Origin of the sequence: Lysobacter sp. S4-A87, assembly GCF_022637455.1 — a bacterium.
Lineage (GTDB): Bacteria > Pseudomonadota > Gammaproteobacteria > Xanthomonadales > Xanthomonadaceae > Lysobacter_J.
Window position 1 is genome coordinate 1,757,167 of record NZ_CP093341.1, and the last position, 14,990, is coordinate 1,772,156.

Sequence of the window (14,990 nt, forward strand, 5' to 3'; positions counted from 1 at the left end):
CGGCCGCTCATTCGCGTCAAAGGGTTACGGGCAGGTCCAAGGAATATGGCGGCCATTGCCGGCGATAAAAAGTCCCACGCGCCGAAAACCGGGTCGGAATGCACATACGGGCGGGCGACCGCACCTGGGCGCACATAAGCAAACGGCCCCGCCAAGGCGGGGCGCACATAGCAAACGGCCCCGCCAAGGCGGGGCCGTGCAGCTCGCGGTGCCGAAATTTCCGGCGTGCGATGCAGGATCGATCAGTCGTCGCCCTTGGACAGGTCGTCGTCGGCGACCACTTCGGCGGCCGCCCATTCCAGCGCCTCGCGCTCCTTGCGCTCGCGCTCGGCCTTCTCGACGGCGTCGATGTAATCGGTATCGATGCGGCGCGCGGCGATTTCGCGCAGGGCCAGCACCGTCGGCTTGTCGTTGGCTTCGCTGTTGTCCAGCTGCGGATCAACGCCATTGGCCAGCTGGCGGGCGCGCTTGGCGGCCATCATGACGAGTTCGAAGCGGTTATCGACCACTTCCAGGCAATCTTCAACGGTGATGCGGGCCATGGGACTCCTGGCGGCCGGCGGGCCGTCCATACAGGCTTGTAAGGGACCGCAGAGTGTAGTCGCGGCCCGAGGGCGAAGCAAGCTGATCGTTGAAAATCAAGCAGTTAGCGAGCAATCGAGCCGCCACAGACCGGTTTTTGCCCCGCCCATGCGTGCGGGAAGGGCTGCGACGGCCCCCGCCCCTCCCTCGCCCCCTGCTTCGCAAGGGTGGCAGCCGGACTCACTCGTCCGCCAGCAGCGCCGTGATCAGGCGCGAATGCCGCGCCACCTGCTGGTCGCGTCGCACCCGGCTGGCGGTGAAGATCGCGCACATCTCGTCGACGGCGGTGTTGAAGTGCTCGTTGACGATGACGAAGTCGAACTCACCGTAATGCGACATCTCCTCGCGCGCCGCCGCAAGGCGCTGCGCGATCACTTCCTCGGTGTCCTGGCCGCGGCTTCGCATGCGCTGGTCAAGCGCCTTGCGCGACGGCGGCAGGATGAACACGCTGACCGCATCGGGCACCTTGGCGCGGACCTGGCGCGCGCCCTGCCAGTCGATTTCCAGCAGTACGTCCTTGCCCGCCGCCAGCTGCGGTTCGACCGACTGTCGCGCCGAACCTTTCCAGTCGCCATGCACCAGCGCGGACTCGAAGAAGTCGCCGGCCGCGACCATGCCTTCGAACTCTTCCTTGCTGACGAAGTGGTAGTGCTCGGCATGGCGCTCGCCCGGCCGCGGCTTGCGCGAGGTGAACGAGATCGACAGGCAGATGTTCGGGTCGCGTGCCAGCACAGCGTTGACGATGCTGGATTTGCCGGCGCCCGACGGTGCCGCGACGATGAAAAGGGTTCCGCGCATCAGTGGGCTCGTGTCATTCGATGTTCTGGATCTGCTCGCGGACCTGGTCGATCAGCACCTTCAGCTCCACCGCCGCCGCCGAACTGCGCGCGTCGACCGACTTGGAACCCAGGGTGTTGGCCTCGCGGTTGAACTCCTGCAGCAGGAAGTCCAGGCGGCGGCCGACCGCTTCCTTGAGCTTGAGCACGCGGCGCGCCTCGCTGACATGCGAATCGAGCCGGTCGAGCTCCTCATCCACGTCGAGCTTCTGCAGCCACATCACCAGCTCCTGCTCCAGACGACCGGAGTCGAGCGGCTGGGCGAGGTCGGCCATGCGTGCTTCGAGCTTGTTGCGCTGGCCGGTGCGGATGATCGGCATCAGCGTGCGCACTTCGGCCGCGATCGCGGCGATGCCGTCGACGCGCTCGATGATCACCGTCGAAAGCTTGGCGCCCTCGCGTTCGCGTGCGCGGATGAATTCGTCGAGCACCTGCTCGAGCAGTTCCAGCGCCTGCGCCTGCAGCGCCGCCGGGTCGGCGGACTGGGTCTGCAGCACGCCGGGGAACTGCAGCAACTGGGTGAGATCGGTCTGCAGGCGCGGAAACCGCGCTTCCAGGTCCAGTGCCAGCTCGCTCAGTTCGCGCAGGCGGCCGGGGTTGAGCTGCAGCGCGCCGTCGCCATCGGCGGTGCGCAGGCGCAGCGCCAGGTCGATCTTGCCGCGGGCGACCCGGGAGGCGACGCGTTCGCGCAGCGCCGGTTCCAGCGCGCGCAGCTCATCGGGCAGGCGCACGCCCAGCTCGAGGAAACGGTGGTTGACCGAGCGCAGCTCGCAGCCGAGCGTGCCCCACGGGGTGACGCGTTCGCCGCTGGCGAAGGCGGTCATGCTGCGGATCATCATCGAATCCAAGGGCTGACAGGGTGCGAATGGTAAACTCGCGCGCCCCAATAACGGTAATCAGTCCATGACCGGCACGCCGCAAGCCCCTTCCGCCGGCCAGAACGCGCCGACCGTGGTCCGCCCCAGCGGGCGGGCGCCCGCGCAAATGCGCGAAGTCCGCATCCAGCGCGGCTACACCCGCCACGCCGAAGGTTCGGTCCTGGTCAGCTTCGGCGAGACCCGCGTGCTGTGCACCGCCAGCGTCGACAACAAGGTGCCGGCGTTCCTGCGCGGCAAGGGCGAAGGCTGGGTCACCGCCGAGTACGGCATGCTGCCCCGCGCCACCCATACCCGCAGCGACCGCGAGGCCGCGCGCGGCAAGCAGGGCGGCCGGACGCTGGAGATCCAGCGCCTGATCGGCCGCTCGCTGCGTGCCTGCGTCGACCGCAAGCTGCTCGGCGAACGCACGATCACCCTCGACTGCGACGTGCTGCAGGCCGACGGCGGCACCCGCACCGCCGCCATCACCGGCGCCTACGTCGCCCTGGTAGATGCCATCCGCTGGTTGCAGGCGCGCCGCGAGATCAGCCGCGATCCGGTTTTTGGCGCCGTTGCGGCGGTGTCGGTCGGCATCTACCGCGGCGTCCCGGTGCTCGACCTCGACTATGCCGAGGACAGCGACTGCGACACCGACATGAACGTGGTGATGAACGACGGTGGTGGCTTCATCGAGCTGCAGGGCACCGCCGAGGGCCATGCCTTCCGCCGCGAGGAACTCGATGCGCTGACCTCCCTGGCCGAATCCGGCATCGCCGAACTGGTCGCCAGGCAGCGCGAGGCGCTGGCGGGTTGAGCAAGTCCTGAAGTCAATGAACCAGACCATCGCCAACGTCACCCTGGTCGTTCGCGACTACGACGAAGCCATCGCCTTCTACACCGGCGCACTCGGCTTCGCCCTGCTCGACGACATCGACCTGGGCGACGGCAAGCGCTGGGTGCGCGTGGCACCGCAGGGCGCGCAGACCGCCCTGCTGCTGGCCCAGGCCAGCGATGACAGCCAGCGCGCGCACGTGGGCAACCAGACCGGCGGTCGTGTCGGCTTTTTCCTGCACACCGATGATTTCCTGCGCGACCACGCCGCGATGCTCGCCCATGGCGTGACGTTCCTCGAGGCGCCGCGCTTCGAAGCCTATGGCACGGTGGCCGTGTTCGAGGACCTGTACGGCAATCGCTGGGACCTGCTGGAACTGAAGCAATGAACCTGCCGACGAAATGGGTGATCGCCAGCAGCAACGCCGGCAAGCTGCGCGAGTTCCGCGAACTGCTCGATGGCAGCGGCATCGAGTTCGTCACCCAGGGCGAGCTCGGCGTCGCCGATGCCGATGAAACCGGCCTGACTTTCGTCGAGAACGCCCTGCTCAAGGCGCGCAAGGCCGCGCGCGAAACCGGCATGCCGGCACTGGGCGACGACTCGGGCCTGTGCGTGGATGCGCTGGGTGGCGCGCCGGGACTGTACTCGGCACGTTACGCCGGCAGCCATGGCAACGCCGACGCCAATATCGACAAGCTGCTCCAGGCCCTCGTCGATGTCCCCGACGAGCAGCGCACCGCGCACTTCTATGCCGTGATCGTGCTGCTGCGCCATGCCGGGGATCCGCAGCCTTTCATCGCCGAAGGCGTCTGGTCCGGACGCATCCTGCATGCGCGCCGCGGCACCGGCGGCTTCGGTTACGACCCGGTGTTCTTCGATCCCGGGCTGGGCCAGGGCGCTGCGGAACTCGACACGGAACTGAAGAACCGCATCAGCCACCGTGGCCGCGCCCTGGCGGCGCTGCGACAGCTGCTGGTGGCCGGCATCGGCTGACAATCATGCGTCCCGACGCCGGTCGAACCACTCCACTTCCTCGAAGATCCCGCCTTTGTCGCTGACCACGCCGCCCCTGTCGCTCTACGTCCACCTGCCCTGGTGCGTGCGCAAGTGTCCCTATTGCGACTTCAACTCGCACGAGGGCCGCGGCGCGCTGCCGTTCGACAGTTACGTCGATGCGCTGCTGGCCGACCTCGACCACGACCTGCCACTGGCCTGGGGCCGCAACGTGCACTCGGTGTTCTTCGGCGGCGGCACGCCCAGCCTGTTCCCGCCCGGGCACATCGACCGTTTCCTGCAGGAGGCCAGCAGCCGCCTGCGCTTCGTCCCGGGGTGCGAGATCACCCTGGAAACCAACCCCGGCACCGCCGAGCACGGCCGTTTCGAGCTGTACCGGCAGGCGGGCGTCAATCGCCTGAGCTTCGGCATCCAGAGCTTCGACGACGGCTGCCTCAAGCGGCTGGGCCGTATCCACGACAGCGGCGAGGCCGAGTCGGCAGTGAAGCTGGCCCAGGATGCCGGCTTCGACAACTTCAACCTCGACCTCATGTATGCGCTGCCGGAGCAGACGCTGGCGATGGCCGAGCACGACCTCGAGCGTGCCTTCGCCCTGCAGCCAACCCACGTCAGTCACTACCAGCTGACGCTGGAGCCGAACACGCTGTTCGCCGCGCGGCCGCCGCTGGGCATCCCCGACGACGACGCCAGCTGGGACATGCAGGAACACTGCCAGGCCCTGCTCGCCGCGGCCGGCTATGCCCAGTACGAAGTCAGCGCCTACGCGCAGCCCGGACGGCAGTGCCTGCACAACCTAAACTACTGGCAGTACGGCGACTACCTCGGCATCGGCGCCGGCGCGCACGGCAAGCTGACCCTCGGCGCCGAGCAGACCGTGCTGCGGCGCTGGAAGGTCAAGCATCCGACCCAGTACCTGGTCCAGGCCGGGCATGCCGGTGCGATCGGCGGCGATGACCGGGTCGAGCCGGCGCGCCGTCCGTTCGAGTACATGCTCAACGCGCTGCGACTGGTCGAAGGCTTCAGCCTGACGGCTTTCGAAGCCCGCACCGGCCTTCCGCGCACGGCAATCGCCGCGCAACTCGATGCTGCAAGCGCACAGGGCTGGCTTGAGATCGATGGCGATCGCGTGCGCCCGACCGAGCTGGGACGACGCTTCACCAACGACGTTGTCGAACTTTTCCTGGTCGATGACGGTGCCGATGCCACCTCCGCTGCCCCTGACGGTCCGAACGTGTCGCAGCGCGTCATGGTCGACCACGCCAAGTAGCGCGAGGCCGCGTACGGGCGGTCAACTGGCCGCTGGCGGCCGCCCTCGCCGTTACAACAGTTGGTCGCTCCCTGAGGGACCGCTGGGGCGGGAGGCTGGCGGGGCACGGGGGGACGATGCATGATCGTCCCGATCACACGGTGCCCATAAATGTCCGCAACGTTCGAACCCCTTGGTAGTTCGATCCCTCGGCCTACGCTGGCGTCAGCGGCGTTGCCGAAGCGGGTTCGGCGCGTGCTGGAACATCTTTACGCGCTGGTCTCGGACGAAATGGCGCGCCAGCTCGAACACATGCTCGGCGAATTCGAGCAGCAACTGTTCAAGCACGCCGACCAGGCGCGCACATCGGCGCAGCAGGCCGCGCACCTTGAAACGTTGCGCACGGCCCGACTGAACCGCTCGGACCTGGTCCCGCAATTCCTGGCATTGCTGGAAGGCGAACTGACCACGGTCCGCGACCCGACGCCAACCCAGGAAGCACCGGCCGCCCTGCCCACCTTCCGCGACCTGCGCCTGGTCGATGACGGCGAAGCCGACGAGGCCAACCTGCTGCGCAGCATCGCCATCCGCCACGAGGCACGCGCGGGCCTGCCGCTGCTGCTGCTGGGCCAGCGCTTCGGCGTGCTCGGCGGCGCCCCGGCCTTCGACGCCGATCGCCTGCCGGTCGGCCCCTACCACCTGTGCCGGATCCTGGCCGAGGCCACGCAGTCGCTGCAGATCACGCCGGAAGCGCGGCTGCATCTGTACAAGGTGTTCGACCAGCACGTGATGTCGGGCTATGCGCAGCTGGTCGAAACGATGAACGCACTGCTGGCACGCGAGAACGTGCTGCCGAGCCTGTCGTTCGTGCCGGTGCGCAGCCGCGCGAAGGCCCAGCGCCAGGGGCAGGCACAAGGACAAGGACAAGGACCGGGGCAGGACGAGGCACAAGGGCGGGGACAACGCGAGGATTCGATGGTGCCGCGACGCGGCGCCGACGCCAGCAGTCCACTGTTCGATCCGCTCCGTCCGCACACCGCCTGGCCCGGACAGCCGGTTCCCCGCCATGGCGACGACCACGACTCCTACGTCTCGCTGCAGAACCTGCTCAACGGTCGCCGCGACCTGATGGACAAGCTGCGCACCGGTGGGGACCCCGGCACGCCGCGACCGACCCTGTCGGCACACGACATCTCCAGCGCGCTGGCAGGCCTGCAATCGATGCCGGCGCATGCCACGCCGCCGCGCAACCTCAACGACGTGCGCCAGACCCTGCTCGCGCAGGCGCGGCAACAGCGCGGCGAAGCGGCCACGCTCACGCGCGAGGACGCCGACACCTTCGAGCTGCTCGATCAGTTCTACAACGAGATCGGGCGCGAGCTGCGCAACGATGCCGCGGTCTCCTCGCTGCTCAATCGCCTGCAGGTGCCGCTGCTGCGCCTGGCGCTGCAGGACCAGGCGTTTTTCGTACGCCAGGAACACCCGGCGCGGCAGCTGCTCAACGCCGTCGCCGAGGCGGGCGCGCACTGGCTGCCCAAGGAAGAAGCCGATCCGGCCCTCAACGAACAACTGCGTCGCGCGGTCGATCACGTCGTCGAGCACTACGACGGCGACGACGGCGTGTTCGAGTCGGCCAACCAGCAGCTGCAGGAGCACCTGCGCCTGATGGCGCGCAAGGCCGAAGTGGCCGAACGCCGCCACGTCGAAGCCGCACGCGGCAAGGAAAAGCTGGTGCTGGCCAAGCACCAGGCCACCGAAGCGATCACCGAGGCACTGCACGACCAGAAGCTGCCGAAGTTCGTCCACACCCTGCTGACGCAGGCGTGGACCGACGTGCTGACGCTGACCCTGCTGCGCCACGGCGAGGAATCGGACGAGTGGCAGCGCCAGCTCGAGGCCACGCGCCAGATCATCGCCGCCAACACCGTCGAGAACCGCGCGCCAGCGCCGGAGCCGCTGGGCGAAGACATCGAGCAGGCACTGACCCAGGTCGGCTACCACGTCGACGACGCCGGTGCGATCTCGCGCCAGCTGACCACCGGCCACGCCGCCAACGACGATGCAGCCACCCGCACCGAGCTTGCGCTCAAGCTCAAATCGCGGACGCGACTGGGCGAAGACGAAGCGCCGCGTTCGCAGGAGCCGCAGCCACGCAACCCGCACGAACAGGAGTGCTGGCAGCACCTGCGGACGTTGCCGTTCGGCACCTGGTTCGAGTTCGACCTCGATGCCCCGGGCGAGATCATCCGCCGCAGGTTGTCCTGGTTCAGCCCGCTCACCGACAACGCGCTGTTCGTCAACCAGCGCGGCCAGCGCGTGGGCGAGCAGTCGCTCGACAGCCTGGCGCGGCAGATGGCCGCCGGCCGCGCACGCATCGTCACCGTCGAGAAGAGTCGACTGGTCGATCGTGCGTGGAATGCGGTCGTCAGCGCACTGAGCAACCTGGTTTCCAGCCCGACCCCGCAGCAGGCCAGCGCATGACGCTCGTGGTGACTGAGCACGCCGCAACCAGCCACGCCTCCAGGGAGGGTGCATGAACGAAGAATTCCGCCGCGCCCGCCGTCGCTCGATCCAGGAGCCGGTGCAGGTCGTCGACACCATGACCGACACCGTGGTCGGGCAGCTCAGCAACCTGTCCGAGAGCGGCATGCTGCTGATCGCCACCGCGCCGTTGGTCGACGATGCGCTGTACCAGCTGCGCTTCAACCTGCGTGGCACACCGCACCAGACCTCGCCGATCGAGGTTGGCGCGCACCTGCTGTGGCAGGACAAGACCAGCACCCCGGGCCAGACCTGGTCGGGTTTCCGCTTCATCACCATGCTCGAGAGCGAGCTGCAGCAGCTGCGCAACTGGCTGGACACCGGCAACGGCCACCCGGCCTGAACGCCTGGCCGCGTTCACGCGGCACAGCGGCGGGACATCGGTGGCAACGGGCAAGCGCGGCAACGGCGCCTGCCGCGCCGATGCGGCAAAATGGGCCGGTCCCCGCCCCCTCGCCGCATACGCATGAGCACGCTCGCCACGCTGTACCCGCAACACCTCGCCGAACTGCACCGCCGCACCGAACAGGCCCTGGCCCGCGGTGGCTTCGATCATCTGGTCGTCCCCAGCGGCACCTCGCACTACCAGGTGTTCGACGACCGTGACTACCCGTATGCGGTCAACCCCCAGTTCAAGGCCTGGCTGCCGCTGACCCGCGCGCCGGGCAGCTGGCTGGTGGCCACGCCCGGACAGAAGCCCAAGCTCATTTTCCTGCAGCCGTTCGACTACTGGCACGTCGTGCCGTCGGCGCCGAGCGGCTACTGGGCCGAGCACTTCGACATCGTCGTGATCCGCAAGCCCGACGAGGCGCTGCAGCACCTGCCGGCCAATGCCGCCCGCTGCGCGATCGTCGGCGAGCCGCAAAGCGCGCTTGGCGCGTTCGTTCCCGACAACCCGGCGCCGGTGGTGAACTACCTGGAGTACCACCGCGCCTACAAGACGCCGTACGAGATCGCGATGATGCGCGAGGCGACCCGTCGCGGCGTGCGCGCCCACCGCGCCGCCGAACACGCGTTCCGCGCCGGCGCCAGCGAGTTCGGCATCCACCTGGTCTATTGCCAGGCGGCCGGGCAGGACGCCAACGACCTGCCCTACAACAACATCATCGCCCTCAACGAGCATGGCGCGGTGCTGCATTACACCGACCGCGACCTGGCCCCGCCCAGCCCCGTGCGCAGTTTCCTGATCGATGCCGGCGCCGCACACCACGGCTATGCCTGCGACATCACCCGCACCTACGCGCTCGATCGCGGCAGCGAATTCCAGGCGATGGTCGACGCGGTCGACGCCGCGCAGCTGAAGATGTGCGACCAGGTCCGCGCCGGCACCGACTACAAGCAGATCCACATCGATGCGCACCTGGCGCTGGCCGGCATCCTGAAGGACTTCGGCGTGATCCGGGTGTCGCCGGAAGCGGCCCTGGCCACCGGCGTCAGCAGCGCGTTCTTCCCGCACGGCATCGGCCACGGCATCGGCCTGCAGGTCCACGATGTCGCCGGCTTCGCCGCCTCCGACAGCGGCGGCACGATCGCCAAGCCGGAGGGGCACCCGTACCTGCGACTGACCCGCGTGCTCGAGCCGGGCATGGTGGTGACGATCGAGCCGGGCCTCTACTTCATCGACATGCTGCTCGACGAAGTGAAGGCCAACGGCCACGCCGACAGCGTCGACTGGGCGCGCGTGGAAGCCTTCAAGCCCTTCGGCGGCATCCGCATCGAGGACGACGTGGCCTGCACCGATGGCGCGCCCGCCAACCTCACCCGCGAAGGCTTCGACGCCGCCGCATGACCGCACGCCCTCCCTCTCCCACCGGAGAGGGAGCCGGCACGGCCGATTGCCTGCAATCGACCCGCTCGACGTTTGCCTCTCTACAGGCCTTTGTCGGGAGACGTCATGCTGCGATCGTTGCTGCTCGGAATGCTGCTGGTACGCGCCGGACTCCCCGCGCACGCGCAGGACGTGCCAGCGACCGCTGCCGAGCCGGCGTCGGCAGGTGAAGCAACACCAGAAACCGCAGCGCCAGCAGCGGACCTGCCCGTCGCTGAAGCGCCCATCAGCGTCCATGTGTCGGCCTCTGCCGTGGACGCCGTCGGTCGACAGTTCGTCGATGCGGTTCGCGAACAACTGCGCGAGTCGCCGGACCTGGCCCTCGTCGAGGCCAGCAATGGCGCCCGCATCCGCCTCAAGATCGCCACGCTCGATCCCGACAACGACAGCGCGCGCCGCACGGTCTACTCGGTGGTGGTGACGGTGCGCCCGGTCGACCGCGAGGTCGATGTCTACTGGAACAACTACGTCGGCCTGTGCGGACAGGCACGCGTGCAGGCCTGTGCGCGCAGCATCGTCGAGGAAGCCGGCGCGCCGGCCGCATCGTTGCGCACGATCATCGAAACCACGCAGGGACCGGCGCCCTGAGCGATCACTTCGCGTCCTGCACTGCCTGCTGCGACAGGCCCGTGCACTGCCGCAACCGATAGGCGATGTAGCGGTCGTACAGCGAGGTGTGCAGGTTGTGCAACGCCAGCTCGACCCGGAACGGCGTGCGCGGATTGCGATCGAGCAGGCGCGCGACATGGAACCCGACCGGCTTCACGCCCTGCCGGTGCACGTAGACCTGGAATCCGCGATAGAAGGGATCGTCGAGCAGCGCATCGATCCGCGCGAGCGTCTGCAGGGTCGCGGCGGACTGCTGCGCACGCAGGGACGGATCGCGCTCGAACAGCAACCGCTCGAAGAAACGCCTCGGCTTTCGTGCCTGGATCGACCGCGCCAGTGACCACACCTCGCGGTTGCGATCGTTGTAGAACTCCAGCCCGCCATGCGCGCGCAGCGCCGTCGCCGCCTGTTCGCTCACGTCGTAGACGACGAAGTTCTCGGCCTGGTTGTTGAGGTCGTCGAGCTTGCTGCGGTCGAACACATGAAAGATGAATCCCGGAAGGCCCATGAACGCCTGGCGCCCCTGCTGCGATGCCTGCACGGCGCGGCCGTCGCGGGTGAGTTCGCCGGCCGATGATCCGACCAGGATGCTGCGCGTCGACCTGAGACGGTTGAAGGTGCCGATGACGATCTCGTCGGCGGCAAACTCGCTATCGAATCCGTCCGCGCCGTAAAGCTCGGCCTGCGTCGCGTACTGGGCAATCTGGCGTCCGAGGCCGCACTCGCCGCGCACGTGTCCCTCGTAGAAGCCCTCGATCGCCCGGAAGTTCGCAGCGCGCGGCTGGTAGCCACGGCCAAACGTCGCGATCGGCTCCCAGCCATCTTGCGCCGCCCCGGTCGGGCCGAACCCGATCCATCCCGTCTGCAGCGCGGAAAAACGGAAGCCGGGGTTGGCAACGAGGCGGTCAACCGCGCGACGCGTCGCGGCACCGAGCGCGAAGCCATGCGCGCAGATCGTGGCCGGATGGTGCAGCAACTCGTCGGCCAGTCGCTCCCTCACCATGGCATCGAGCGATCCGGGAACGCGCACGACCAGATCGCCGGCTGCAGTCGCTTCGGCCAGGCTGGCGCGATCGCACGGGGTGCCGGGGCGGATTTCCACCGCAACTCCGGCTGTGGCGACATAGCGCCACCCCATCTCCTGCAACAGACGCTGCTTGCATTCGCCCGCGGGCCCGGACGCGCCCGCCGCTGCGCTGGCAAGTACTGCCAGCGCGACAGCCAACCCGGCCGCGAGGCATGCCGGGCGGTGCGCGCGCTTTCTCGCACGTCTTCTCGAACGCAATGACGGATCCGACATCGCTCCAGCCTACGACCGGCCAGTGAAGGCACGATCATCGCCGCCCTTGCCCGTTCAATGCACTGACGCTTCATCCACCTTGTAGACGCGTGGCGTCACCACGTCCCGGTCCGATCCAGCCGCCGCAGCGCAGGAGCGGTGCCAGCGCGAGTCCATGAGACTGGCCTCAGCGGGCCCTTCTTTCGCTCACCTCGAATCCACCAGCGCGAGCGCGTCCGCGCCAGCTGCGAGCCGCAGCGGTCCGGTTCCATCATCGTTGGCAGCTCGCCACACGACTTCCGCCACGTCGGCAGCCGTCGTCACTGCTGTCGACCGAGTGAACGAGGCGAGCGTGCGCTGGGCAAACCCGGCATACGCCGGTGGGATCAGTCCAACCAGGCGCGAGCCGCTGTTGGCAGAGAACTGCGTGCCCGGTCCGTAGCCGGGTTCGACCAGCTTGACGCGAACATTGAATTCGGCGAGCTCGAACGCGAGTGAACCGGTGAAGCCTTCCACTGCGGCCTTGCTCGCAGTGTAGGCGGCCACCAGCGGCATGGGCGCCAGCGTCGCGCTGGAGGTGACGTTCACCACCACGCCCGACCGACGTTCGCGCATCTGCGGCAACACGGCCTGCGTCATTGCCATCACACCAAATGCGTTGGTCTCGAACACCTCGCGCACGGTGGTCATTGGCGTCGCTTCGAATGCACCGAACAGGCCGATGCCTGCGTTGTTGACGAGCACATCGATTGATCCGCACGCTGCAACCGCGGCGGCGATGCTGTCCGGCCTGGAGACATCCAGCTGCAGCAGGTGCAGCCGATCGGACTCTGGAAGCAGGCCATCCCGCGGCGTCCGCATGCTGGCGATGACGTTCCAGCCCTGGTCATGGAAGTGGCGGGCAGTCTCCAGGCCGTAGCCTGACGAGCAGCCGGTGATGAGCACGGTCTTCATTGGTGGTTGTCCATCGTGGGGAGGTGACGATGGATACGATGGCGGAACGGTCCTGGACTGCCTACCATCAAACGTCCGCATTTAATTTGTGAGCGTCCAGCCATGCAGGACCCACTCTCGGAAGTGATCGCGCTGCTGCAGCCGCGCGCCGTGTTTTCCAAGGGCATCAGCGGCGCCGACCGCTGGGCGGTGCGCTACAGCGACTACGGACAGCCGAGTTTCTGCGCCGTGCTCGAGGGTCGCTGCCGGCTTGCCGTAGACGGCCATCGCGATCTCGTGCTCCAGGCCGGTGACTTCGTGCTGCTGCCGGCTACGCCCGGCTTCACGATGTCGAGCCTGGCGCCGGCGGAGCCCGTGCACGTCGATCCGAAACTGGCGCCAGCGCCGAGCGGCGAAGTCCGCCACGGCCGGCGCGGCGGCAAGCCTGACGTGCGCCTGCTGGGCGGCTATTTCGTGTTCGGTTCGCCCGATGCGTCCTTGCTGGTGCCGTTGTTGCCGGCGGTGATGCACGTGCGCGGTATTGAACGGCTGTCGATGCTCGTGCAACTCGTCGGCGAGGAGGCCGCCGGACACAGGCCCGGGCGCGACCTGCTGCTGGCAAGGCTGGTGGAAGTGCTGCTGATCGAGGCGCTGCGTTCGACATCCGGCGACGACGCGCCACCGGGCCTGCTGCGCGGTCTCGCCGACACACGGTTGGCGCCGGCCATCCGGCAGATGCACGCCCACCTCGCGCGCCCCTGGACGATGGCGGAGCTGGCGGCCAAGGCGGCGCTATCGCGATCGGCATTCTTCGATCGTTTTACCCGCACTGTCGGCCTGCCACCGATGGAGTATCTGCTGGCCTGGCGCATGGCGGTTGCCAAGGATCTGCTGCGGGTCGGCTCGCTCGGCCTGGCGGAGGTCGCCGAACGGGTCGGCTACGGCTCAGCCAGCACGTTCAGCACCGCCTTCCGCCGACACGTCGGCCAGCCGCCCGGCCGTTTCGCGCGCGCGGGGTAGCAGCGACTGGTCCCGCGCCACCCTGGTCGTCACTATCGTGCCGCCATCAACGCTTCGATCTCGTCGGCGCTGCGCGCCAGTTTGCCGGTCAGCACTTCGCAGCCGTCCTGCGTGACCAGCACGTCGTCCTCGGTGCGGATGCCGATGCCACGCCACTTCGCATCGACCGTGGTGTCGTCGGGCGCGACGTACAGGCCCGGTTCGATGGTGAACACCATGCCGGGTTCGAGCAGGCGTGATTCGCCGTCGATGCGGTACTCGCCGACGTCGTGCACATCCAGGCCGAGCCAGTGGCCGGTCTTGTGGCGATAGAAACGCTTGTAGCTGCCGTCGGCGAGATTCTTCTCGAGGCGACCCTTGAGCAGGCCGAGCTTGAGCAGGCCTTCGGTCAGGGTCTCCACTGCCGCGACATGCCCGGCTTCATAGGCGATGCCGACGCGCGCCTGCGCCAGTGAGGCTGCCTGCGCGGCGCCCACCAGGTCATGCAGCGCACGCTGTTCCTTGCTGAAGCGACCGCTCACCGGGAAGGTGCGGGTGATGTCGGCGGCATAGCCCCGGTATTCGGCGCCGGCATCGACCAGTACCAGCTCACCGTCACGTGCCTGGGCGTTGTTGGCGCGGTAATGCAGGACGCAGGCATTGCTGCCGGCACCGACGATGCTGCTGTATGCAGGCTCGGCATCGTAGCTGCGGAACACACGCTCGAGTTCGGCCTGCAGCTCGTACTCGTGCATGCCCGGGCGCGCGGCGCGCATCGCCGCTTCGTGCGCGAGCACGCTGATGTCGGCGGCGCGCTGCATCAGTCGGATTTCGTCGCGGTCCTTGAACAGGCGCAACTCGTCGAGCAGATGCCCCAGTTCGAGGAATTCGTGCGGCGGCTGCGCACCCTGGCGCACCATTGCGCGCACACGGTTGAGCCAGCCGATCAGCTTGAGATCGAATTCCTGGTCTCGGCCGAAGTGGTAGTACACGCGCGAGCGGCCTTCGAGCAGGCCCGGCAGGATGTCGTCGAGGTCCGTGATCGGATAGGCATCGTCCAGGCCGAATGCCTCGACCGCGCCTTCAGGACCGAAGCGCGGACCGTCCCAGCCTTCGCGCTCGGGATCGCGCTCCCGGCAGAACAGCAGCACCTCGCCGTGCTTGCGGCCGGGCACCAGCACCAGCACTGCCTCGGGCTCCGGAAAACCGGTGAGGTAGAGCAGATCCGAGTCCTGGCGATACGGGTAATGCGTGTCGCGGCTGCGAATGCGTTCGAGTGCCGCCGGCAGTACCAGGATCGCGTCGTCGCCTGCCATGCGCATGAGCTGCTTGCGGCGACGGGCGTAGGCCTTGGCGGGAATGGTGATGGGCTTGGGCATGGAGTTCCGTTGACTGGGTGCGCCTGCGCCTGCGGACAAAGCGCGTCCCGGACAC

Annotated in this window: 14 protein-coding genes and 1 pseudogene; 9 read left to right on the forward strand and 6 right to left on the reverse strand. The window is 68.1% G+C overall.

What is annotated here, in order from left to right; all coding sequences use genetic code 11:
* Positions 1 to 242 precede the first annotated feature (242 nt).
* The 3 genes from rpoZ to MNR01_RS07990 all read right to left on the reverse strand — a co-directional run bounded on the left by rpoZ (position 243) and on the right by MNR01_RS07990 (position 2,254).
* The gene (rpoZ, locus tag MNR01_RS07980) at positions 243 to 542 is read right to left on the reverse strand and encodes a DNA-directed RNA polymerase subunit omega (protein ID WP_158734183.1); all 300 of its coding nucleotides are present in this window, start codon (positions 540 to 542) and stop codon (positions 243 to 245) included.
* Between the two features lie 220 nt (positions 543 to 762).
* Positions 763 to 1,380: a guanylate kinase gene (gene gmk / locus MNR01_RS07985; RefSeq protein WP_241920380.1), complete on the reverse strand. Its 618-nt coding sequence runs from the start codon at positions 1,378 to 1,380 to the stop codon at positions 763 to 765.
* Between the two features lie 13 nt (positions 1,381 to 1,393).
* On the reverse strand, positions 1,394 to 2,254 hold the full coding sequence (locus MNR01_RS07990) for a YicC/YloC family endoribonuclease (protein WP_241920381.1): 861 nt from the start codon (positions 2,252 to 2,254) through the stop codon (positions 1,394 to 1,396).
* 67 nt (positions 2,255 to 2,321) lie between these two features.
* Between MNR01_RS07990 and rph the strand changes: the two genes are divergently transcribed.
* From rph to MNR01_RS08030, 8 genes and pseudogenes are all read left to right on the forward strand, one after another.
* Positions 2,322 to 3,089 carry a ribonuclease PH gene (rph, locus tag MNR01_RS07995; RefSeq protein WP_241920382.1) on the forward strand — a complete coding sequence of 256 codons (768 nt, stop codon included), beginning with the start codon at positions 2,322 to 2,324 and terminating at the stop codon, positions 3,087 to 3,089.
* A gap of 16 nt (positions 3,090 to 3,105) precedes the next feature.
* Positions 3,106 to 3,495, forward strand: coding sequence for a VOC family protein (locus tag MNR01_RS08000; RefSeq protein WP_241920383.1), 390 nt, complete (start codon positions 3,106 to 3,108; stop codon positions 3,493 to 3,495).
* Positions 3,492 to 4,100 (forward strand): RdgB/HAM1 family non-canonical purine NTP pyrophosphatase, encoded by a 609-nt coding sequence (gene rdgB / locus MNR01_RS08005; protein WP_241920384.1) that lies wholly within the window; start codon positions 3,492 to 3,494, stop codon positions 4,098 to 4,100. The genes MNR01_RS08000 and rdgB overlap by 4 nt, the downstream gene beginning before the upstream one ends.
* Before the next feature lie 55 nt (positions 4,101 to 4,155).
* Positions 4,156 to 5,304, forward strand: a pseudogene (gene hemW / locus MNR01_RS08010) (radical SAM family heme chaperone HemW); the annotation flags it as partial.
* Positions 5,305 to 5,538: 234 nt separating this feature from the next.
* Positions 5,539 to 7,848: a DUF1631 domain-containing protein gene (locus tag MNR01_RS08015; RefSeq protein WP_256451871.1), complete on the forward strand. Its 2,310-nt coding sequence runs from the start codon at positions 5,539 to 5,541 to the stop codon at positions 7,846 to 7,848.
* Positions 7,849 to 7,900: 52 nt separating this feature from the next.
* On the forward strand, positions 7,901 to 8,251 hold the full coding sequence (locus MNR01_RS08020; RefSeq protein ID WP_241920387.1) for a PilZ domain-containing protein: 351 nt from the start codon (positions 7,901 to 7,903) through the stop codon (positions 8,249 to 8,251).
* A 117-nt stretch (positions 8,252 to 8,368) separates the two neighbouring features.
* Positions 8,369 to 9,697 carry a Xaa-Pro dipeptidase gene (pepQ, locus tag MNR01_RS08025; RefSeq protein WP_241920564.1) on the forward strand — a complete coding sequence of 443 codons (1,329 nt, stop codon included), beginning with the start codon at positions 8,369 to 8,371 and terminating at the stop codon, positions 9,695 to 9,697.
* A 105-nt stretch (positions 9,698 to 9,802) separates the two neighbouring features.
* A complete protein-coding gene (locus MNR01_RS08030; RefSeq protein ID WP_241920388.1) occupies positions 9,803 to 10,324 on the forward strand; it encodes a hypothetical protein in 522 nt (173 codons plus the stop codon).
* A 4-nt stretch (positions 10,325 to 10,328) separates the two neighbouring features.
* Here the strand turns inward: MNR01_RS08030 and MNR01_RS08035 are convergent, their stop codons facing one another.
* Positions 10,329 to 11,447 (reverse strand): hypothetical protein, encoded by a 1,119-nt coding sequence (locus MNR01_RS08035; RefSeq protein ID WP_241920389.1) that lies wholly within the window; start codon positions 11,445 to 11,447, stop codon positions 10,329 to 10,331.
* Positions 11,448 to 11,831: 384 nt separating this feature from the next.
* Positions 11,832 to 12,578: an SDR family oxidoreductase gene (locus MNR01_RS08040; RefSeq protein ID WP_241920390.1), complete on the reverse strand. Its 747-nt coding sequence runs from the start codon at positions 12,576 to 12,578 to the stop codon at positions 11,832 to 11,834.
* Positions 12,579 to 12,680: 102 nt separating this feature from the next.
* On the opposite strand from MNR01_RS08040, the gene MNR01_RS08045 reads away from it, so the two are divergent.
* Positions 12,681 to 13,577, forward strand: a complete 897-nt coding sequence (locus MNR01_RS08045) for an AraC family transcriptional regulator (RefSeq protein ID WP_241920391.1) — start codon at positions 12,681 to 12,683, stop codon at positions 13,575 to 13,577.
* A gap of 32 nt (positions 13,578 to 13,609) precedes the next feature.
* Here MNR01_RS08045 and MNR01_RS08050 read toward each other — a convergent pair whose 3' ends face one another.
* Complete coding sequence (locus tag MNR01_RS08050) at positions 13,610 to 14,935, reverse strand: aminopeptidase P N-terminal domain-containing protein (RefSeq protein WP_241920392.1); 1,326 nt, start codon at positions 14,933 to 14,935, stop codon at positions 13,610 to 13,612.
* Positions 14,936 to 14,990 lie beyond the last annotated feature (55 nt).